Source organism: Curtobacterium sp. 314Chir4.1 (assembly GCF_900215175.1).
Classification (GTDB): Bacteria; Actinomycetota; Actinomycetes; order Actinomycetales; family Microbacteriaceae; genus Curtobacterium; species Curtobacterium pusillum_A.
In genome coordinates this window covers 651,264-672,346 of record NZ_OCMI01000003.1, presented here as the reverse complement: position 1 = coordinate 672,346, position 21,083 = coordinate 651,264, and the positions used below count along the sequence as shown (strand labels likewise).

The following is a 21,083-nucleotide window of genomic DNA, read 5'->3' as shown; positions in this document are numbered from 1 at the left end:
GTGAACAGGCTGGACCGGCCGCCGGTCTGGGAGGATCGACAGGTGCCCACCTTCTCCGCAGCACGAGGCGACGCCTCGTTCACCGACGCGCACGGCGTCGAGATCGTCTACTCGACCTGGCGTGCGGCGCGGCCGAAGGGCATCGTGCAGATCGCGCACGGCGTCGGGGAGCACGGCCTCCGGTACGAGCCGCTCGCGCAGGACCTCGTCCGCGCCGGCTACACCGTGCACGCCAACGACCACCGCGGGCACGGTCGCACCGGCCTCGCGCAGTGGGACGGCGACCACGCCAAGCTCGGTCGGCTCGGACCCGGCGGGCTCCGGGCCGCCATCGCCGCCGTCGAGCAGATGACCGCGGTCGCGAAGGCGGACACCCCAGGCGTCCCGCTCGTCCTGCTCGGGCACTCGTGGGGCTCGCTGATGGCCCAGCGGATCGTGAACACGTCGTCGGAGTCGTACGACGGGGTCGTCCTCTCCGCCACGGCGTACCGGCTGCCCGGCTGGATGAACAGCGGCGACCTCAACGCCCGGCACGCGGGCTCGGGTCCGACGAAGTTCGAGTGGCTCACCCGCGACCGGGCGATCATCGACGCCGTGGCGGCGGACCCGCTCGCCGTCGAGGCGGACGTCATCGGGCTGTTCGGCGTCCGCGATGCCCTGCGGCTGCTCGGGGTCCCGCGTCGGGGCATCCCGCACGACCTCCCGATGCTGCTGCAGGTGGGGTCGGAGGACACCCTCGGCGGCCCGCGGTCGATCGAGCGGCTCGCGCAGGCGTACCGACGACGCGGCGGGCTCTCCGACGTGTCGGTGCGGGTGTACGAGGGGGCGCGGCACGAGGTCTACAACGAGACCAACCGTGACGAGGTCGTCGCCGACCTGGTCGCGTGGCTGGACCGGGTGACGGCTCGCTGAGCCGACCAGGCGGCGGCCTGGAGGCGCGTGGCGGCGCCGCCACGCGCCTCCAGGCCGTCCTGGGCCCGGCCCACTGCCGGGCGGTCACCCGACCGGAATAGGGTTGCGACATGCACGGTGAGTACAAGGTCCCGGGAGGCAAGCTGGTCGTCGTCGACCTCGAGGTCGTCGACGGGGTGATCCAGGACTTCCGGCTCGCCGGGGACTTCTTCCTCGAACCGGACGACGCGCTGCCCCTGATCGACGCCGCCGTGAACGGTCTGCCGGCCACGACCGACGCCGCGGGCATCGCCGCCGCCGTCCGTGCCGCGCTGCCCGAGGACGCCGTGCTGCTCGGCTTCACCCCCGAGGCCGTCGGGGTCGCCGTCCGCCGGGCGCTCTCCCGTGCGTCGACGTGGCAGGAGTACGACTGGGAGATCATCCACGAGGGACCGATCAGCCCGAACGAACACCTCGCGCTCGACCAGGTCCTCACCGAGGAAGTGGGCGCCGGACGTCGTGGGCCGACCCTGCGGATCTGGGAGTGGGACCAGCCGGCCGTCGTGATCGGGTCGTTCCAGTCCCTCAAGAACGAGGTCGACCCCGAGGGCGCCGCGAAGTACGGCGTCGAGGTCGTCCGTCGGATCTCGGGCGGCGGCGCGATGTTCATGGACGCCGGCGCGATCATCTCGTACTCGCTCTACGTGCCGACCGACCTCGTGCAGGGCATGACCTTCGCCGACTCCTACGCGTACCTCGACGAGTGGGTGATCGAGGCGCTGAAGTCCCTCGGCATCGAGGCGTACTACCAGCCGCTCAACGACATCTCCTCGACGAAGGGCAAGATCGGCGGCGCGGCCCAGAAGCGGCTCGGCACCGGATCGCTCCTGCACCACGCGACCATGAGCTACGACATGGACGGCGAGAAGATGGTGCAGGTGCTGCGCATCGGTCGCGAGAAGATGAGCGACAAGGGGACGACCTCGGCCGCCAAGCGGGTCGACCCGCTGCGCTCGCAGACCGGCCTCACCCGGGCCGAGATCATCGACCGGCTCATCGCGACGTTCACGAAGCTGTACGGGGCACACGAGGGGCACGTCACGGCGGATGAGCGGCAGCGCGCGCAGGACCTCGTGGCGTCGAAGTTCGCGACGCGGGAGTGGCTCGAGCGCGTCCCCTGATCAGGTGGCTGTCGACCAGGGGCGGCACTCCGTAGGGTCGGCAGGTGCGCAGATCACCCCGTCCGTTCTCGGTGCTCGTCGGAGTCGGCCTCGTGGTGACCGCCCTCGCCGGGTGCTCGGACGGTGCGCCGGACGACGCCTCGCGCGATGCGCAGGTCGGACTGCAGCGGTGGACGTCCCTGATGCAACAGGCGATCACGGACCCCGAGCACGGTCGAGGTGGGGCCGGGGGCTCCGGCGCGGGCTCGGTCACGCTCGAGGAGGTTCCCGCCGGGGACTGGGACCTGCTGCTCGCGTGCAACGGCGTCGACGGCGAGTACTTCCGCGCGACGGCCGGAGCCGACGTGGCGGATGTGCTCGGGCGGACGGACGCACCGTGCGGAGCCACGACGCGGATGTCGATCACCGTGCCGGAGCCCGGCGGGCTGACGATCCGGGTGCGAGGGCTCAGCGATGCTCCGGAGGCTGTGCGTCGCGGAGACGTGGTGACGTACTGGTACGTGGGCGTCGTGCCGAAGGGGTTCGAGCCCGAACAGCGGACCTACGAACTGGGCTGATCCTCCTCCTCGTCGTCGTACTCGTCGGGCGCGCTGAGCACGAGGTCGACGGCACCGGCGGACTGGCCTGGCCGGACGAAGGTGTGGTGCACGGGTGCCACGTACGAGCCGCTGAAGACGACTTCGTGCTCCTCGTCCTCGTCGTCGGGCTCGGTGGTGTCGTCGTCGGAGCGCGTGCCGAGCAGCTTCCGCGTCAGCGACGACCGCTCGGTCAGCAGTGAGTCGAGCGCCGCCCGCAGGTCCTGGTCGGCCGGCTCCGCACCGCGCAGGGCCGCCCCGAGGACGCTCCGCCGCATGAGCTCCTTCGCGAACGACCCCGTCGTGCCCTCGGCGCGCTCCGCTGCCTCGGCGAGGGCGTCCTCGGAGAACGGCAGCGTTCCGGCGTACCGGCGGAACAGTCGGACCCGCTCGGGCAGGGCGGGCAGCGGGATCTCCACGGCGAGGTCGACGCGGCCGGGCCGGTCCGCGAGGGCGCGCTCGAGCACGGACACCCGGTTCGTGGTCATCACGAAGGCGACGTCCGCATCGCCGTCGAGCCCGTCAAGGGCGTCGAGCACCTCGAACAGCAACGGCTGCGGTGAGCTGTGCCGCTCCATCGCGACGAGGTCGATGTCCTCCATGACCACGAGCGACGGCTGGAACGTGCGGGCGATCTCGGCGGCGGCTCCGATGGCCGCGATGCTCGAGCCGGTGAGCAGGACCGCGGTGACGCCCTCGGTCCGGGTGAGCAGGTGCCGGATCGTGAGGGTCTTCCCCGTCCCCGGAGGACCGTAGAGCAGCACGCCGCGCTTGAGGTGCTGCCCGGCGGCGAGGAGGGCCTCGCGCTGCTCGCCGATCCCGACGACGTGGTCCACGACCTCGTCGAGCACACCCTCGCCGAGGACGACGTCGTCCGCGCCGACCTCGGGCCGTCGGAGGAAGGTGGCCCCGGCGTCCGCACCGTACTCGGACTGCACGAACGACAGCACCTGGCCGCGCAGGACGCTCCGCTCGATCATCAGGGCGCGGAGCCGCAGCAGGAACGCGGTGGCGGCGTCCTGGTCGGGGGAGAGGATCTCGAGGGTCGCGCGCCCGCGACCGTACTCGGGCTTCGCGGACCGCTGCACCACGGCGACGGGAGCGCCGTCGTACGTCAGGAACCGCAGACCGAACGAGACGACCCGGCGGGTGGTGTCCGCACCGGTCGCGCGGGTCGCGTAGCTCACCGGACCGGGAGCCCAGCGCATGTGCGGGTTCGCGATGAACTCGCTGACGGAGCTGTGGAAGCGACTGTCGTCGCCGGCGATGCCGATCAGCGCGTCGGGATCGGTGCCGGCGAGCTCCTCGAGCGCGATGTCCGCGTCGACGAGCCGGTGGTCGGGGAACTCCTCGGTGACCACTGGGACGGACTGCGGGTCGACGCCGAGGTGGGTTCCCACCCGTTCACCGATCGGGGTCAGCACCGCCTGCTGCTCGGCGGAGGCGAGTTCGTTCGCCTTCTCGATGTAGCGGGCGAACGCCCGCATCAGGTCGCGGTCTGCATCGTCGAGCACGTCGCCATCCTGGCACGTGGTCGGTCGAGCCGACCAGGGAGCCGGACGACTTGGTCGGCCGCCCGGGGAGGGGGTCCCGGACGGCCGCACCACCAGTGTGGACATCGTCCTGAAGAACCAGGTGTGTGGATCGCAAGAATCCTCCGCGCGGCTGATGTCGCATCCTGATCGTCCACGTAGCGTCGTGTGCGTGAACTGGTTGATCCTCCTGGGGGCGGTGGCCGCGGCGGCCGTCGTGATGTGGATCGCCGACCGCGTGGGGTGGATCGACCTGTCGAACAAGGCCACGCGCAGCGGCGGATCCGGCGGCGTGATCTCGATGATGGACGAGGTGTTCGCACCGACCCGTCATGAGACGCAAGCGGAGTACGAACGGCAGTCGCGCCTCCCGAAGGAGGCACCGACGCCGGCGGACGACGACCACGACCTGCTCAGCGGCAGCGTGCTCATCAAGGTCCCCGCGGTGCGGGGCGCCGGCCGCCACGAGGCGCGGGCCGGCACGCACGACCGCAGCTACTGACGAGCAGCGCGCGTCAGCGCGTCGTGAGCTCCTGGTAGTCCGGGTGCCGCTCGATCCACGCGGCGACGTAGCTGCACTGCGGCACGACCCGCAGTGATCCCGAGCGCACGTCGTCCAGCGCGTGCTCGACGAGGATCGACGCGTGCCCACCGCCGCGGTGCGCGGGGTCCACCTCGGTGTGGACGAAGCGGATCTCGTCGCCGTCGACCTCGTACGCTGCGAAGCCGATCACCTCGCCGTCCTCGAGGAGGGAGTACTGCCGCTTGTCGGTGTCGTTCCGGACCTCGGGTGCTGCCATGGCGACGACGCTACGCCGCGTCCGGCCGCGGAGCCTGAGCGGCACCTCGGCCGCGCCGTGCACCAGAATGGTCGCGTGCACAGCGGAGACGATCGCGGCCCGGACCGGGTGGTCCTCGGCGACAACCTCGACGTGCTCCCGACCCTCGCGGACGGCTCGTTCACGCTCGTCTACCTCGACCCGCCGTTCAACACCGGCCGCTACCAGCGCCGGCACGCGAGCGCCGCGGTTCGCGAGTCGGCAACGGGCGAGCGCCGCGGCCGCCGCGAGACCGTCACCGGCTTCCGGGGCAGCACCTACGAGCGGGTCCGCGGCGACCTGATGCGGTTCGACGACCGGTTCGAGGACTACTGGTCGTTCCTCGAGCCCCGGCTGCTCGAGGCGTGGCGGTTGCTCGCCGAGGACGGCACCCTGTACCTGCACCTCGACTACCGCGAGTCGCACTACGCCAAGGTCCTGCTCGACGCCCTGTTCGGCCGTGACGCGTTCCTCAACGAGATCGTCTGGGCGTACGACTTCGGCGCGAAGTCCCGGTCGCGCTGGCCCACGAAGCACGACACGATCCTGGTCTACGTGAAGGACCCGGCGCGGTACCACTTCGACTCCGAGGCCGTCGACCGTGAGCCGTACATGGCGCCGGGGCTCGTCACCGCGGAGAAGCGCGCGCGGGGCAAGCTCCCGACGGACGTCTGGTGGCACACGATCGTCTCGCCGACCGGCCGCGAGAAGACGGGCTACCCGACGCAGAAGCCCGAGGGCGTGCTGCGGCGCATCGTGCAGGCATCCTCGCGCGAGGGCGACTGGGTCCTCGACTTCTTCGCCGGCAGCGGCACGACCGGTGCGGTCGCGCAGGCGCTCGGGCGACGGTTCGTCCTGGTCGACGACAACCCCGTCGCCGTGGACGTGATGCGCCGTCGACTGCCGACGGCGTCGTTCGACGTCGTGGAACCGCCCGCCGCCTCCGCGATCTGACGCGGGGACGACGGGCGGGTCCGTCGGGTGGTCGGTTACTCGGCCGAGTGGCGGCCGTGCGCGTGGTCGTCCGGCCTGGAGGCGCGGCTCGGGTCCGCCGCGTCCGCTGCGGTCGTCTCCGGGGTCGCGTCGACGGGCGTCGGAGCGGCGTGTGCGGCTCGGGTCCGGATCGCGCCGGTGGTGACCGGCGGTTCGTCGACCGGCGCGGCGGCGGAGTGCGCCCCGTGCGTGGTCGCGTCCGGCAGGGGCGCGCGGGTCCCTTCGATCGACACGGTGTCGCTCCCCGTCCGTCCCGCGACGGCGGAACCGGCGGAGCGGGGCTGCGACGGCACGTCCGGCGAGGTCGGGACGATCGCCATCGACCCCGTGTCCGGGGACACGAGCGAGCCCGTGCCGGCGGCTGCGTTCTGCGCGTCGACGGTGAGCCGGTCGGCGTCGGCCTTGTCCGACGCGGCCTTCTCGGTGTTCGCACGGTCGGTGTTCGCCTGCTCCTGCAGCGCGGACACCTTGCGGAGCGGCGGCACCCGGAAGAACCAGGTGAGCACGAACGCGAGCAGGATCACCGCGAGGCCGACCCAGTAGACGACGACGGCCGAGTCGCTGAAGCCGACGAGGAACGGACGGGTGAGTCGCTTGTCCGCACCGTTCAGGAACGAGGTGTCGCTCGTCGACGAGCTGGAGGACGAGTTCGCCGCCGAGTCACCGCTCTTCAGCTGCTTGATCAGGGTCGGTGCGACCTCGTCGACGACGTTCTGCCGCTGGTCGGCGTTGGAGTAGTCGACCTGGAGCGTGCCGTCCACGACGTCGGCCTTCGCCTTCGACGCCGCGGTCTCGAGCGCCTGCTGCTCGGCGGCGGGCTTCGCGGCCGCGACCCGCTCGGCGATGACCGAGTCGGCCGATGCTGCCGGGACCCGACCGGCGGCGACCTGTGCCTGCACCGCCGCGGTGACCTGCTTCGTGACGGCGGCGTCCGCGGCCTCCTTGGCCTGCACGGCACCCTTGTTCAGGCCGTCCTGCACGTTCTGCTGCACCGGGTCGACGATCTTGTTCCAGATCTGGTCCATGACGCCCTTGTTGTCCGCGGCGTTCGCGACGGAGGGCGTCAGGGCGGCGTTCAGTGCGGGCTTGAGGTCGCTCTCGTTCTGCATCGCCGTCGTGATGTTCGTCGGCATGAGCGTGAAGAGGACGGAGAGGAGCACGGCCGTGCCCATCGTGCCGCCGATCTGGCGGAAGAACGTCGCCGCACTGGTGGCGACACCGATGTCCCGCGGGCTGACGGAGTTCTGCGCCGCCAGGGTCAGCGTCTGCATGAGCTGCCCGAGCCCGAGGCCGATGCCGAACATGCCGAGCATGAGGAACCAGAGCGGGCGGTCGGCGGTCAGGAAGGTGAGGACGGTGAACCCGATCGCGGTGAACGCCGTACCGGTGATCGGGAAGACCTGGTAGTTCCCGGTCCGGGAGATGATCTGACCCGAGGCGATCGACGAGATCATCAGACCGAGGACCATCGGGAGCATCGCGAACCCGGATTCGGTCGGCGTCACGCCCTTCACGATCTGCAGGTAGAGCGGGATGGTCAGCATCGCGCCGAACATGCCGAAGCCGACGAGCACCGAGAGCACCGCGGACATCGAGAACACGCGCGACCCGAAGAGCTTGAGCGGCAGGATCGCGTCGTCCTTCATGGCGCGCTCGACGAGGATGAACGCGATCAGACCGGCCGCGCCGATGCCGTAGCAGGCGAAGGCGCCCGCGGAGCTCCAGCCCCACTCGCGGCCCTGCTCGGCGATGAGCAGCAGCGGCACGAGGGTCACGATGACGAGGGTCGCGCCCCACCAGTCGATGCGCGGCTTGCCCCGGTTGCCGAACTTCGGCAGGTGCAGGAACGTCAGCACCATGAACAGCGCGATGATGCCGATCGGGACGTTGATCAGGAACACCCAGCGCCAGCCGGAGATGAAGAGCAGCTCGCCCGAACCGGCGAAGACACCGCCGACGAGCGGACCGATCACCGAGGAGATGCCGAACACGGCGAGGAAGTAGCCCTGGTACTTCGCGCGCTCGCGCGGGGCGAGCATGTCGCCCATGATCGCGAGGGGGAGCGACATCAGACCACCGGCGCCGAGGCCCTGCAGCGCGCGGAACCCGGCGAGCATGAGCATCGAGGTGGAGAACGACGCCGCGAACGACCCGACGATGAAGATGCCGATCGCCGTGAGGAACAGCGGGCGCCGGCCGAAGATGTCGGACAGCTTGCCGTAGATCGGCGTGGTGATCGTCGAGGCGATGAGGTAGCCGGTCGTCACCCAGGCCTGCTGGTCGAGGCCGTGCAGGTCGTCGCCGATGGTGCGGATCGCGGTACCGACGATCGTCTGGTCGAGGGCGCCGAGGAACATGCCGGCCATCAGGCCGTAGATGACCAGCAGGATCTGCCGGTGGCTCATCACGGCGTTGGACGACGTGGTGGGTGCCGCGGGTGCGGTCGCGGTCTGGGTCATGTGCAGGATCTCCCGAAAACTTTGCGCTGGCTGCAAAGTTACATCTGCCGCAAGGTGGCTGGTCACGCCGGGGAGGGTTCCTGAGTGGATCGGCAGCACCGGCGCCGGAACAGTAGGGTCGCGGTCATGAGCACGCCCGACGCCGTCACAGTACGCCCGAGCGTCCTGTCGGGTTCCCGCCCGGCGATCATCGTGCTGCCGGGCGGGGGCTACGAGGAGCACGGACGGGCGAGCTCGGAGCCGATGGCCGACTGGTTCGCCGGGATCGGCGTGCACGCGTTCCTGTTCCGCTACCCGCTCCGGACGCCGGACACCTCCGGACCCCTGCACCCGGCGCCGGTCGAGGCGACCCGTCGGGTGTTCGACTGGCTGCGCGCTGGTGCCCCGGGCGCCGGCGTGACGGTCGACGCCGGTCGGGTCGGGGTCGTCGGGTCGAGCGCCGGCGGTCACCTGGCGGCGTGCCTGGCGAACGGCATCGACGACCCCGCCCTCGACCGTCCGGACTTCTGCGTCCTGAACTACCCGGTGATCAGCATGGAAGCGCCGACCCGGCCGCGGCCCGTCGTGGGGCTCCTCGGGGACGCGCCGACCTGGCGGGAGCGACGTGCACTGTCGATGGAGACCCGGGTGGATGCCCGCACCCCGCCGACGTTCGTGTGGACGACCGCCGACGACCGGATCGTCCGGGCGACCAACGCACTGGCGTACGCCGACGCCCTCGTCCGGAACGAGGTCGACGTCGAGGTGCACGTCTTCCCGCACGGCCGGCACGGCGTCGGGACAGCCGTGCGCGAGCCGCACACGTCGCAGTGGACGCGGCTCTGCGAGAACTGGCTGCGGTACCAGCGCGTGCTGACCGACTGAGGCGATCCGTGCCTCCAGTCAGACCGCCGCGGCCTCGACGACGCGCGTCACGCCCCGTGCTGCCAGTGCGGCCGGATCGGCCGCCGTCCGGCTGGTGACGACCGTCACGGCCTCGCCCGCTGCGCGGAGCCGGTGCCACCGGTCGAAGACCGGCCCACCCGGTGCCAGGTCCGACCGGCGCAGTGGCACGTCCTCGTGGTCGACCTCGACCACGACGGCCGCCGTGCGCGGCGTCGGCGCCGGGGCGGCGCGGCGGGCGTCGGCGACGACCTCGGCGTAGCGGCGTCCGAGTGGCTTGACCCGGTTGTCGACGTCGAGGAGCCCGAGTGAGTACTCGAGGTCCTTGAAGTCACCGAGGTGGCGCGAGACGTCGTGCGAGCACCACCACGTGATCGCGTGCAGCCGCTCGGTGGTGAGGGTCGCCGCGATCGTTCGCTCAAGGAACTCCGGCATCTCGGACTCGGCGAGGTGGCGGTCCGGTGCGCCGACCTCCTGCAACCACACCGGGCGCTCGGCATCGGTCGCGAACGCACGGGAGAGCTCGATCATCCACTCGGCGTGCCGCACCGATTCGTCGGAGAGCGCGCCGTACCGACCCGCCACCCCGTTGAAGATCCACGAGTGCACGGTCGTGACGTCCCCGAGCCGGCTGGCGTGCGTCGGGACGAACGGGTGGCCGTCCCGGTACCAGAGGTGGTCGTTCTCGCTGTGCGTGACGACGTGGCGGGGGTCCTTGTCCCGCGGTGCGTCGAGCAACGACCGCAGCCAGTGCGTGACCTGCGCGGTGTCGGCGGGCATCGCGGCGGGGTTCGGCGGCTGGAACTGGTTGACCTCGTTGCCGAGCGTCAGGCCCGTGAAGTTCGGCCGGTCACGGACCGCGTCGTAGACGGCGGACACGAGGGCCGCCTGCGCATCGATGGCAGGCTGGTCCGTGAACATGTTGCCGTCGTGCCAGTTCACGAGCCACGCCGGGACGAAGTCGAAGCCGGACATGTGCCCCTGGATCACGTCGACACTCGCGTCCAACCCGAACTCGTCGGCCACGTCGACCACGGCGGCGACGTCGTCGAGCGCCCGACGTCGGATCAGGGTGCGGTTCGGCTGGAGCGTCGGCCACAGCGGGAACAACCTGACGTGGTCGAGTCCGAGCCCGGCAACCGCCTCGAGGTCGCGGCGCACGGTGTCGACGTCGACCGCCTGCCACTGGAACATCCAGTCGGTGGACGGTACGTAGTTCACGCCGAAGCGCGTGGCGGTGGTCATCGGTCTCCCTCGGTCGGAGTGGTGTCGGCGGGTGCTGGGCCGGTCGACCCACGGACGTGCAGGGCTCGGCCGCTCACCTCGGCGTCGGCGACGTCCTCGCCGCGCACGAGTCGTTCGACGAGTGCGACCGCGGTGCGTGCGGACTCCTCGACGGGGGCGTCCAGCGCGGTGAGCGTCGGGCGGACGATCGAGGAGACCCACGAGTCCTCCCAGGCGACGACGGACAGGTCCTCCGGCACGCGGACGCCGAGTTCGGGTGCGTGCGCGATCACCTCGGCGGCGATCGCCTCGCCGTCCAGGACGATCGCGGTCGCGCCGTCGAGCCGGCCGAGCAGGTCGGCGACCGGATCCTCGCTGTGGGCGCGCCAGTCGAGCACGAGCGCCTCCACACCGCGTCGGTTCGCCGCCGCGGTGAAGCGGGCGTCGCGGGCGCTCGTGTGGGCGAGTGTCGGACCGTCGCCGACGCGGGCGATCCGCCGGTGGCCGAGCGCACCGAGGTGGTCGAGCAGCGCCTCGGTCGCGTCGGCGTCCCCGACGGTGACCGCGGGGATCGTGCTGCCGGGGACGGGGGCGCCGAGCATCACCGCGGGGGCGGAGAGGTGCTGCAGCAGCGACGTGCGCGGGTCGTCGGTGCGGACGTCGACGAGCAGGAACCCGTCGACCCGCTGCTCGGTCCACCACTGCCGGTAGACCTCGGCCTCGTCCTCGGCGCGCACCAGCGTCATCGAGAGCGACCAGCCGATCGCGGCGAGCGGTTCGGTGAGGCCGGCGATCAGGCGCATCGTGAACGGGTCGCGCTGGAAGGTGTCCCGCGAGCGTGCGAGCACGAGACCGAGACTCCGTCCCGCGCTGCCGGAGAGCTTCCGACTCGCGAGGTTCGGGCGCCAGTTCAGGTCGTCGGCCGCCTTGCGGATGCGGGCCGCGGTCGCGGCGGAGACGTTCGGGCGTCCGTTGAAGACGTGCGAGACCGCCGACGTGGAGACCCCGGCGCGCTTGGCGACCTGCGCGATGGTGACGCGGCGACGGTCGACGGCGCCGGCGGTGGTGTCGCTCATGCCGTCGAGCGTAGAGGGTTGACCCATTCGTGTAAAGCGGTATACGTTGCTCGTCACCTGAAGTACACCGCTGTACCAAACGCATCGCGAACCGCTCCACCGACCACTGCCAGGGAGGCACCGTGACGGACGGCATCAGCAGGCGCACCCTCCTCGGAGCCGGCCTCGGCGCCGGGCTCCTCGCGCCGATCCTCGCCGGGTGCAGCGCACTCACGCCGGCCTCGAGCGGACCCGGGACGCTCAGCGTCCACACCCAGTTGAGCGGCGCGGTCGCCGGGGCGCAGACGTTCACGGACGTCGTCGCGGCCTACCGGCGCCGCACCGACCGCCGGGTGGCCCTGCTGTCGAACGGCTCGGACCTGCCCATCGTCTTCGAGACCAGTTCGCTCGCCGGCAAGGAAGCGGACGTCGCCATCGTGAACATGGTCGGGCGCACGCTGTCGTGGACGGGTGAGCACGCGACCGTCCCGGTGAACCAGTACCTCGACGACTGGGGGCTGCGCGACCTGATCATCCCCGAGGCGATCGACGAGTGGACCGATCCCGAAGGCCGGGTCCGCGCGTTCCCCTTCACCCGGACGAACTGGCCCGTGTCGTTCAACACCGCGCTTCTCGAGCAGGCCGGAGTGAGCGAGATCCCGACCACCTCCGACCAGCTCATCGCCGCGGCCGATCGGTTGCGTGCTGCCGGCATCGGCCCCGTGACCGTCGGTGGCTCGGACTGGAGCGGACAGAAGCTCCTCATGCAGATCATCCAGGGGTTCGTGTCCCAGGACGAGGCCGCCACCGTCTTCTCGACGGGGAAGATCTCGGAGAGTGCCGGAGCGGTCCGCGGCGTGCAGCACTTCGTCGAGCTCCGCGACGCCGGGGTCTTCGTCGACTCGGTGCAGGGCTTCACGTCGGACTCCGAGCTCACGCAGTTCACCACCCGCAAGGCGGCGATCGTGCCGGCGATGTCGTCGGCGCTCGCGCTCGTGTCGAAGGAACGAGCGGAGGAGGTCACGGTCGGCGGCTGGCCGGTGCCGTCCGAGCACGCCGCGATCGCGCACCCGAGCGTCATCAAGAGCTACAACGGGCACGGCATCTGGATCAGCGAGAACGGCCGGGACAAGCTCGACCTCATCAAGCCGTTCGTGCAGTACCTCTACTCCGCCGCGGTCACGAGCGAGTTCGTCCTCGACTCCGGCCGGGACATGAGCCGCATCACCGACACCGTCAGCCGTGACTTCCCCCTCGTCGCCCAGGCGTCGAAGCTCACCGACGACCAGGTCACCCCGGTGATGCTGCCCGATCTGCTCGTGCCCGACTCGGCGTACGAGCCGATGATCCGCGCGACGTCGCTCGCCTACGGCAGCGGGACCTCCGCCGACCGCATCATCGACCTCTTCGAGCGCGCCTACACGGCCGCCTGACCCCCACCCGAGAAGGAGCTCCCCATGGCAGTGCTCGTCGAGGAACCACCCGTCCGGTCCGCCGGCACCCCACCGCGCCCGTCCCGTCGTCGCCCGGCCCTCGGCACCGCACGGGGCAGCTTCCCGACGTTCGCGATCCCGGCACTCGCCTGGTACGGCGTGTTCATGATCGGCCCGGTCGTCGCGATGATCGTCATCGCGTTCCTCAGCTGGCCCGGCATGCTCGTCACGCCGACGTTCGCCGGTCTCGACAACTTCCGGGTGCTGTTCTCCGACGAGACCTTCTGGGCGGCGGTCCGGAACAGCACGGTCCAGATCGTGATCGGTCTGCCGATCATGATCGTGCTCGCGTTCCTGCTCGCCTTCCACGTGGTGCAGAAGCCGCGCGGCCACCGGGTCCTCCGCTACCTGCTGTTCATCCCAGCGCTCATCTCGGCCCCGGCGACCGCCATGATGTTCTACGCGATGCTCAACCCCGACGGTCTCGTGAACGGAGTCCTCGAGACGCTGGGGATCGGCGGCAAGGCCTGGCTCGCCGACCCCGCCACGGCACTCGGTGCCCTCATCGTCGTCGACCTCTGGGCCGGCATCGGCTACTCGGCGGTCCTCATCGCGAGCCGGCTCGACGGTGTCGACGGCGAGGTCGTCCAGGCGGCCCGGATGGACGGTGCCGGATCGTGGCGCCTGGCGTGGGGCGTGTACTGGCCGATCGCCCGGGACTTCATCGGGGTCGTCGCGATGCTGCAGTTCCTGTCGATGCTGTTCAGCTCGGCGCAGAACGTCCTGCTGCTGACCCAGGGCGGACCGGGTACGGCGACCACCACCCTCTCGTACCTCGTGTACCAGAAGGCGTTCGTCGACACCGACCTCGGCTACAGCCAGGCCGTCGGCGTGGTCCTGTTCGTCTTCGGCCTCGTGGGCATGTTCATCATCCGTCGCGTCCTGCGCAAGACGCACTGACCAGCACCGACCAGGGAGACCACCATGGCCAAAGCGCCCGTCGGCACGAAGCTCCGCGACCGGATCGGCTCGATCACCGGCGGGACCGTCGCCTGGATCTACGCTGCACTGCTGATCCTGCCCTTCTACTACTTCGTCGTCTCGTCCTTCAAGGACAACGACGGCATCTTCGAGTCCCCACTGGCGTTGCCGGCGTCGTGGGACCTCGACAACTTCGTCGGCGCGATCCGGCAGGCGTCCCTCGGACCGGCGATCGCGAACTCGGTGATCACGACCGTCGCCGCGCTCGCGCTCACGCTGCTCCTGGCGCTGCCGGCGTCCTTCGCCCTCGCCCGGGCCACCGGCCGCGCCGGCAAGATCGTCGAGGGACTGTTCTCCCTCGGGTTCCTCATCCCGTCCTTCGCCGCACTGTTCCCGACGTTCCTGCTGGCGGCGACCATGGGGCTCTTCCACACGCGGACGTTCCTCGTGCTGCTCCTGCCCGCGACGGCGATGCCCCTCGCGATCGTCATCCTCACGCAGTTCATGCGGACGATCCCGCGCGAACTCGAGGAAGCCGCGTCGATGGACGGCGCCTCGGCGTGGCAGGTGATGCGCCAGGTCTACCTGCCGATCTGCATCCCCGGCATCGCCACGGTGCTCCTGCTGAACTTCCTGTCGTTCTGGAACGAGTACCTCTACGCCCTCGTCCTCATCGGACCGGACACCGCGCAGCGCACGATCCAGGTGGCGTTGCCGACGCTCAAGGTCGACGCGGGGACGGACTACGGGATGCTCATGGCCGGCACCCTCTTCACGCTGCTGCCGGTGTACCTCGTCTACACGATCCTGCAGCGTCAGATGCAGAAGGCCCTCGTCTCCGGGGCGATCAAGGGATGACCGTCACCGCCGGCGACCTCGACGTCCGGGCCCGGATCGGTCAGGCGAACCAACGGCTCAAGGGCTGGGAGGCCGTGCGCTGGGTCGACGGCCGACCGCGCATCACCGACGTCCTCCGCGCCGAGGTCGACCGGTGGGGCGGGATCGGCGCCGTCTACGGCGTGCTCCGTGCGGACCCGTGGTCGGGCGTGCACTGGGGCAACGGCATCCCGCCCGAGCGCTCGGCCGAGGCGTACGCGGCGGTGCAGGAGCACGTGGTGGCGCACAGCGACGGCGGGATCCCGACCCTGTTCGTCGAGGAGGTCCCCCACGGACTGCAGGCGCTCGGTGCCACCACCCTCCCCGTGAACCTCGCGCTCGGAGCCGCGATGGACGCCGACCTCGTCGAGGAACTCGCCGCCGCGGTCGCCGCCGAGGTCCGCGCCCGCGGCACCCACGTCGCGTTGGTGTCCGGCCTCGACGTCCTCCGCGACGCCCGCTGGGGCCGTGCCGAGGAGTGCTGGTCGGAGGACGCCGCGCTCGCCGCGATCATGGTGCGCGCCACGGTCCGCGGCATGCAGGGCAGCGGTGGCGGACCGATCGACGACCGGCACGTCGCCGTCGTCGCCAAGCACCTCGCTGGTCAGGGAGCGGGGATCGGCGGTCGGAACGGCTCGGGAGCGCCGATCGGCCGACGGGAGCTCGCCGAGGTCCACCTGCCGCCCGCGTTCGCCGCGGCCGAGGAACACGTCGCCGGGTTCATGGCCGCCTACAACGACGTCGACGGGGTGCCCTGCTGCGGCAACCGCGACCTGCTCACCACCGCCATCCGCGACGGGTGGGGGTGGGACGGCGTCGTCATGGCCGACGGCACCGCGATCGACCGCCTCCGCGACACCACGCCCGACCCCGCGACCGCCGCCGCGGTCGCACTCCGGGCCGGCGTCGACCTGAGCCTGTGGGACGACGCGTACACGCACCTCGACGAAGCGCTCGAACGCGGGCTCGTCGCGGTCGCCGACCTCGACCGCGCCGTCGACCGTGTCCTGGCGCTCAAGGAACGCGTCGGACTGCTCGACGTGCACCCCGTCACCGCCTCCCCCGATCCCGCCCGCGAGCGCGCGACGGCGACCATCGCCGGGCGAGCGGCCCGCAGGTCCGTGGTCGCCGTCGACACCGGCGTGCTCCCGCTCGCGTCCGACGTGACCGTCGCGCTGCTCGGTCCGAACGCCGACGACGTCGACGCGCTGCTGGGCGACTACTCGCCACCGCGACCGCTGGTCGACCCCGGCACGTCCACGGTCCGCTCCGCCCTGGAGGCACGGCTCGGCCCCGACAGGGTCCGCCACACCGCGGGCAGTCGGCTCCGACACCCCCTGCCGGACGCCGCGGACGCGGTCGCGGCGGCACTCGCGGGCGCGGACGTCGCCGTCGTCGTGCTCGGCGGGTCCAGCCGACGCACCTACGACGACGGGTTCGAGGACAACGGCGCCGTGAGCGGACCCGCCCCGGACACCACGAACGGCGAGGGGGTCGATCTCGCCTCGGTGGCCGTCCCGGACCCGCAACTCGCGCTGCTGCGCCGCGCGCGGGACGCCGGACTGCCCGTCGTCGCGGTCGTGGTGGACGGGCGCCCCCGGGTCCTCACCGAGGTCCGGGCACTCGCGGACGCCGTCCTGGTGGTGCCGTTCCCCGGGCCGACCGGCGGCACGGCGATCGTCGACGTGCTCTTCGGAGCGGCGGCGGAGGGACGGCTCCCGGCGACGTGGCCCGGTGCCGACGGCGTGCAGCCGGCCGCCCACGACGAGCGGCTCGAGACCGCGCGCGGCTACGTCGACGTCACCGCTTCGAACACCGTCACCGGCCTGCCGGGGCCAGGGCGGGCAGTGGAGGTGGGACTCGACGCGGTGACGGACGCGATCACGGTGTCGCGCCTCCAGGCTGGTGACCTGGTGACCGTCCCGGTGACCGTCACGAACACGTCGGACGTGCCACGACGGGTGTCGGTCCCGCTCTGGGGGCGGCGCCGCGAGCCCGGTGTCCGGCCGCGACGCCGGGTCGTGCTCGCCCTGGTGACGCTCGACGTGCCGGCCGGCCGGACGGTCACGGCCGGGTTCCCGCTCGGACGTGCGGCCCTCGGGACCTGGAGGGACGACCTCCGGCCCACGGTGCGCCCCCTCGAGGTGGACTGCTGGACGGACGACGTGCTCGACCCGCCTCCGGACGCGGTGCGCCTGCGCGTCACCGACGAGGACGGGGCCGTAGCGTGGGTGGGATGACGACGACGCTCGACGACGAGATCGCCCGCACCGTGCGCGGTGCGGCAGACCGTGTCCGAACCGCGCTCGGGACGGAGATCGGCGACCGCGTCGAACGCGCGCTCCGCCGGACGCTCACCGACACGATCACCGTGGATGACGACGGCGCGTTCGTGATCACCGGCGACATCCCGGCGATGTGGTTGCGCGACTCGACGACCCAGATGACCCCGTACCTGCGCCTCGTGGGGGAGTCCCCGGCCCTCGCCGACGTGCTGTGGGCGGTCGTCGCCCGGCAGTTCCGGCTCATCGAGCACGACCCGTACGCGAACTCGTTCAACCGAGAACCGAACGGTGCGCACTACGACGACCACGACCTCAACGCCGACCCGCTCGTCTGGGAGCAGAAGTACGAGGTCGACAGCCTGGCCTACCCGGTGACCTTCGCGCACGCGCTCTGGCGTGCCACCGGGTCGACCGCGGTGCTCGACGACCGGGCGCAGCGGGTGTTCCGGACGATCGTCGCCCAGTGGACCGCGGAGCAGGACCACGACCGGTCGCCGTACCGGTTCGTGCGACCCGGGGCGATCGCGACCGAGACGCTCGCGCGGGACGGTCGCGGCACGCCGGTGGCCGTGACGGGGATGACGTGGAGCGGCTTCCGGCCCTCCGACGACGCGTGCACGTACGGGTACAACGTCCCGGCGAACCTGTTCGCGGCGCAGGCGCTGCTCGCGATCGCGGCGATCGCCCGGTCGGTGTGGGACGACGGCGGACTCGCTGCCGACGCGGATGCGCTCCGGGCGGCGATCCTGGACGGTGTCTCCCGCCACGGGATCGTTCCAGGGCCGGACGGTGCGCCCGTGTACGCGTACGAGGTGGACGGACTCGGCGGGGTCCTGCTGATGGACGACGCGAACACCCCGTCGCTGCTGTCCCTGCCGCTCGACGCGCCCGACGTCGTGGACCGGTCGGTGTGGGAAGCGACCCGGTCGTTCGTGACCTCGCCGGCGAACCCGTACTGGTACTCCGGCTCGGTCGCGTCCGGGATCGGGAGCCCGCACACGCTGCCGCGCCGGGTGTGGCCGATCGCGCTGGCGGTCGAGGGGCTCGTCTCGACGTCGTCCGCACGGCGGCGAGAGCTGCTCGACCTGCTCGTGGCGACCGACGCCGGGACCGGGGACATGCACGAGTCGTTCGACGTCGACGACCCGACGCAGTACTCCCGCCCGTGGTTCTCGTGGGCCGACGCGATGTTCTGCGAGCTGGCGCTGGCGGCGGCTTCCGACTAGCCCTCGGCGGCCTGTTCCAGGGCCGTCTGGAAGCGTTCGTCGATCTCGATCCGCATCGCGCCGGACTCCTCGTCGAAGCCGGACACCGCGCTGACCTGCCCGTTCCGCGAGAAGAACAGCAGCGGACTGAGCTGACCGCCCGGCAGCCCGCGGTCGGTGCTGGTGAGGACCTGCAGCAGCATCCCCGCGAGCGTCTGCACCGCCTGGATGCTGTCCGCGTCGCGGATCGGTGCCGCGAGCAGCAGGTGCCGGTGCGGGATCGCGAAGGCGGTGCCGAAGGGGGCGGCACCGAACAGCGCGGGCAGGTTCACCGCCTTCGACGCCACGAACAGCGACTCGCCCTCGACGACGAACACCCCCGGCGCGATCTCGGCGTGGCCGTCCACCGGTTCGTCGTCGGTGTTGAGCTGGCCGATGGCGAAGAGCTCGTCGATGCCGAGCGCGAGCTTCGGCAGCGACGACGCCGAGAGGGTGCTCACCATCGTCGGGTAGTCGACGCACAGGCCGAGGACGAGTCCGGGGGCGAAGGGTCGCGCGTACGACAGGTCGGCCGGGTCGGACGGGGTCCCGCTGTGCTCCGACAGGATCCGCATCCGAATCCGTGCGCGGAGTTCGTCGGCAGACAGCTCCTCGGGCGCGGGTTCGCTGTACGCCTGGATCATCCGGTCGAAGTGGTCCGCGACCAGGTCGGCCTGCACCGCCGGGGACTCCCCGTGCACCTGCGACGCGAGGTTCTCGAGCAGGAACACCCGGCCGTCGGTGCCCACCAGGCGAGCGTGCTCACCGGGCGGGACCTCGACGGTGGTCTCCATCCCGCGCTCGGCGAGGGCCCGCTGGGCGAGCACGACGAGCGTCGGCGCCGATCCCTCGGGCTTCTTCCGTCCGAACCACCCCATGCGCGTGGCGGTGTCAGGCGCCCAGGGCGGCGTCCACGATCTCCTTGGCCTCGCGCTGCACCTGTTCGAGGTGCTCCTGCCCGACGAAGCTCTCGGCGTAGATCTTGTAGACGTCCTCGGTGCCGGACGGTCGGGCCGCGAACCACGCCTTGTCGGTCACGACCTTCACGCCGCCGACGGCCGCGTCGTTGCCCGGGGCCTTCGACAGCTTCGCCGTGATCGGGTCGCCCGCGAGGGTCTCCGCCGTGATCGCGTCGCCGTCGAGCTTCGACAGGCGTGCCTTCTGCTCCTTGCTCGCCGCGGCGTCGACACGCTGGTAGACGGGGTCGCCGAAGCGTTCGGTCAGCTCGTCGTACAGCTGCGACGGGGTCTTGCCCGTGACGGCGATGATCTCCGACGCGAGGAGCGCCAGGATGATGCCGTCCTTGTCGGTCGTCCACGCCGTGCCGTCCTTGCGGAGGAACGACGCCCCCGCGGACTCCTCGCCGCCGAACGCCACCGAGCCGTCGATCAGACCGGGCACGAACCACTTGAAGCCGACCGGGACCTCCCAGAGGCGGCGGCCGAGCGACTCGGCGACCTTGTCGATGATGCTCGACGACACCAGGGTCTTGCCGACGGCCGCGTCCTCGCGCCAGGCCGGACGGTGCGCGTAGAGGTACTCGATCGCCACGGCGAGGTAGTGGTTCGGGTTCATCAGGCCGCCGTCGGGCGTGACGATGCCGTGCCGGTCGGAGTCCGCGTCGTTGCCCGTCAGGACGTCGAACTCGTCCTTCCGCGCCACGACGGACGCCATCGCGCTCGCGCTCGACGGGTCCATCCGGATCTTGCCGTCCCAGTCGAGCGTCATGAACGACCACGTCGGGTCGACGTCCGGGTTCACCACGGTCAGGTCGAGCCCGTAGTGGTCGCGGATGCGGTTCCAGTACGGCAGCGATGCGCCACCGAGCGGATCGGCGCCGATCTTGACGCCCGCACGCTTGATCGCGGCGATGTCGATGATGTTCTCGAGGTCGGCGACGTAGTTCCCGAGGAAGTCGTACCGGTCCGGCGAGGCCTGCTCGGTGCGCTGCACCTCGGCGTTGCCACCGGCGATGATCGCGTTCGCGCGGTCGGCGATCCAGCTCGTGGCGTCGCTGTCGGCGGGACCGCCGTGCGGCGGGTTGTACTTGAAGCCGCCGTCGCGGGGCGGGTTGTGGCTCGGGGTGATGACGATGCCGTCCGCCGTGTCGCTGTGGCCGGCCTTGTTGTAGGCGATGATCGCGTGGCTCAGCGCCGGGGTCGGCACGTAGCCGTTCTCGCTGTCGGCCAGCACGTGCACGCCGTTCGCGGCCAGGACCTCGAGCGCGGTGCGCTCCGCCGGACCGGACAGCGCGTGGGTGTCGCGCCCGATGAACAGCGGACCGTCGGTGCCCTGCGCGGTGCGGTACTCGACGATCGCCTGCGTGATCGCGGCGATGTGGGTGTCGTTGAACGCGGAGTCCTGGGACGAACCACGGTGGCCCGAGGTGCCGAACACGACCTTCTGCTCGGGGACCGAGACGTCCGGCACGCGCTCGTGGTAGGCGGCGATGAGGGCGTCGAGGTCGACGAGGTCGTCTGCAGTGGCGGGGGTGCCGGCGCGGTCGTTCATGGGTCCATCCTGGCATCGCGGGGCTCGGGGCGCTCAGGGTCGCGTCGGGGTGCGCACGCGGGGCGGCGGTGCGGGTGTGGGCGCGGGGTGCGCGCTTGTGCGCACTATGACGACATCTGCGCGTGGTGGACCGTGCGCACTCG

18 protein-coding genes are annotated in these 21,083 nt (G+C 71.4%); 11 read left to right on the top strand and 7 right to left on the bottom strand.

Translation table 11 applies throughout. The annotated features are described in order from the left end of the window. Positions 1 to 42 precede the first annotated feature (42 nt). The 3 genes from CRP27_RS12140 to CRP27_RS12130 all read left to right on the top strand — a co-directional run bounded on the left by CRP27_RS12140 (position 43) and on the right by CRP27_RS12130 (position 2,629). Positions 43 to 912 (top strand): alpha/beta fold hydrolase, encoded by an 870-nt coding sequence (locus CRP27_RS12140; RefSeq protein ID WP_097180888.1) that lies wholly within the window; start codon positions 43 to 45, stop codon positions 910 to 912. Between the two features lie 110 nt (positions 913 to 1,022). Further along, the gene (locus CRP27_RS12135; protein ID WP_097180887.1) at positions 1,023 to 2,072 is read left to right on the top strand and encodes a biotin/lipoate A/B protein ligase family protein; all 1,050 of its coding nucleotides are present in this window, start codon (positions 1,023 to 1,025) and stop codon (positions 2,070 to 2,072) included. Positions 2,073 to 2,116: 44 nt separating this feature from the next. Next, complete coding sequence (locus tag CRP27_RS12130) at positions 2,117 to 2,629, top strand: hypothetical protein (protein ID WP_141399758.1); 513 nt, start codon at positions 2,117 to 2,119, stop codon at positions 2,627 to 2,629. Here the strand turns inward: CRP27_RS12130 and CRP27_RS12125 are convergent. Then, positions 2,614 to 4,161 carry an AAA family ATPase gene (locus CRP27_RS12125; RefSeq protein WP_097180885.1) on the bottom strand — a complete coding sequence of 516 codons (1,548 nt, stop codon included), beginning with the start codon at positions 4,159 to 4,161 and terminating at the stop codon, positions 2,614 to 2,616. The two genes, CRP27_RS12130 and CRP27_RS12125, sit on opposite strands and share 16 nt — an antisense overlap. A gap of 190 nt (positions 4,162 to 4,351) precedes the next feature. Here CRP27_RS12125 and CRP27_RS12120 point away from each other — a divergent pair, with 190 nt between their 5' ends. Beyond that, positions 4,352 to 4,681 (top strand): hypothetical protein, encoded by a 330-nt coding sequence (locus CRP27_RS12120; protein WP_097180884.1) that lies wholly within the window; start codon positions 4,352 to 4,354, stop codon positions 4,679 to 4,681. 13 nt (positions 4,682 to 4,694) lie between these two features. Here the strand turns inward: CRP27_RS12120 and CRP27_RS12115 are convergent, their stop codons facing one another. Further along, positions 4,695 to 4,979: a GNAT family N-acetyltransferase gene (locus tag CRP27_RS12115; protein WP_097181061.1), complete on the bottom strand. Its 285-nt coding sequence runs from the start codon at positions 4,977 to 4,979 to the stop codon at positions 4,695 to 4,697. Positions 4,980 to 5,054: 75 nt separating this feature from the next. Here CRP27_RS12115 and CRP27_RS12110 point away from each other — a divergent pair, with 75 nt between their 5' ends. Next, positions 5,055 to 5,951 (top strand): site-specific DNA-methyltransferase, encoded by an 897-nt coding sequence (locus CRP27_RS12110; RefSeq protein WP_255257564.1) that lies wholly within the window; start codon positions 5,055 to 5,057, stop codon positions 5,949 to 5,951. Positions 5,952 to 5,986: 35 nt separating this feature from the next. On the opposite strand, the gene CRP27_RS12105 is transcribed toward CRP27_RS12110, so the two are convergent. Next, a complete protein-coding gene (locus CRP27_RS12105) occupies positions 5,987 to 8,449 on the bottom strand; it encodes a DHA2 family efflux MFS transporter permease subunit (RefSeq protein ID WP_097180882.1) in 2,463 nt (820 codons plus the stop codon). A gap of 126 nt (positions 8,450 to 8,575) precedes the next feature. Here CRP27_RS12105 and CRP27_RS12100 point away from each other — a divergent pair, with 126 nt between their 5' ends. After that, complete coding sequence (locus tag CRP27_RS12100; protein WP_097180881.1) at positions 8,576 to 9,313, top strand: alpha/beta hydrolase; 738 nt, start codon at positions 8,576 to 8,578, stop codon at positions 9,311 to 9,313. Positions 9,314 to 9,331: 18 nt separating this feature from the next. Here CRP27_RS12100 and CRP27_RS12095 read toward each other — a convergent pair whose 3' ends face one another. Further along, entirely contained in the window at positions 9,332 to 10,576 is a 1,245-nt protein-coding gene (locus CRP27_RS12095) for a cellulase family glycosylhydrolase (protein WP_097180880.1), read from the bottom strand. Next, positions 10,573 to 11,631, bottom strand: coding sequence for a LacI family DNA-binding transcriptional regulator (locus tag CRP27_RS12090; RefSeq protein ID WP_097180879.1), 1,059 nt, complete (start codon positions 11,629 to 11,631; stop codon positions 10,573 to 10,575). The genes CRP27_RS12095 and CRP27_RS12090 overlap by 4 nt, the downstream gene beginning before the upstream one ends. Before the next feature lie 122 nt (positions 11,632 to 11,753). Here CRP27_RS12090 and CRP27_RS12085 point away from each other — a divergent pair, with 122 nt between their 5' ends. From CRP27_RS12085 to CRP27_RS12065, 5 genes are read left to right on the top strand one after another with little or no spacing between them, the layout of a single operon-like run. Then, a complete protein-coding gene (locus tag CRP27_RS12085; protein ID WP_097180878.1) occupies positions 11,754 to 13,043 on the top strand; it encodes an ABC transporter substrate-binding protein in 1,290 nt (429 codons plus the stop codon). 24 nt (positions 13,044 to 13,067) lie between these two features. Further along, positions 13,068 to 14,003, top strand: a complete 936-nt coding sequence (locus tag CRP27_RS12080) for a carbohydrate ABC transporter permease (protein ID WP_097180877.1) — start codon at positions 13,068 to 13,070, stop codon at positions 14,001 to 14,003. Positions 14,004 to 14,027: 24 nt separating this feature from the next. Next, on the top strand, positions 14,028 to 14,882 hold the full coding sequence (locus CRP27_RS12075; RefSeq protein WP_097180876.1) for a carbohydrate ABC transporter permease: 855 nt from the start codon (positions 14,028 to 14,030) through the stop codon (positions 14,880 to 14,882). Beyond that, positions 14,879 to 17,140, top strand: a complete 2,262-nt coding sequence (locus CRP27_RS12070; protein WP_097180875.1) for a glycoside hydrolase family 3 N-terminal domain-containing protein — start codon at positions 14,879 to 14,881, stop codon at positions 17,138 to 17,140. The genes CRP27_RS12075 and CRP27_RS12070 overlap by 4 nt, the downstream gene beginning before the upstream one ends. Further along, positions 17,137 to 18,411 (top strand): glycoside hydrolase family 125 protein, encoded by a 1,275-nt coding sequence (locus CRP27_RS12065; protein ID WP_097180874.1) that lies wholly within the window; start codon positions 17,137 to 17,139, stop codon positions 18,409 to 18,411. The genes CRP27_RS12070 and CRP27_RS12065 overlap by 4 nt, the downstream gene beginning before the upstream one ends. On the opposite strand, the gene CRP27_RS12060 is transcribed toward CRP27_RS12065, so the two are convergent. Both CRP27_RS12060 and pgm read right to left on the bottom strand, forming a co-directional pair. After that, positions 18,408 to 19,307 carry a hypothetical protein gene (locus tag CRP27_RS12060; RefSeq protein ID WP_097180873.1) on the bottom strand — a complete coding sequence of 300 codons (900 nt, stop codon included), beginning with the start codon at positions 19,305 to 19,307 and terminating at the stop codon, positions 18,408 to 18,410. The two genes, CRP27_RS12065 and CRP27_RS12060, sit on opposite strands and share 4 nt — an antisense overlap. Before the next feature lie 13 nt (positions 19,308 to 19,320). Next, complete coding sequence (pgm, locus tag CRP27_RS12055; RefSeq protein WP_097180872.1) at positions 19,321 to 20,940, bottom strand: phosphoglucomutase (alpha-D-glucose-1,6-bisphosphate-dependent); 1,620 nt, start codon at positions 20,938 to 20,940, stop codon at positions 19,321 to 19,323. Positions 20,941 to 21,083: the final 143 nt, after the last annotated feature.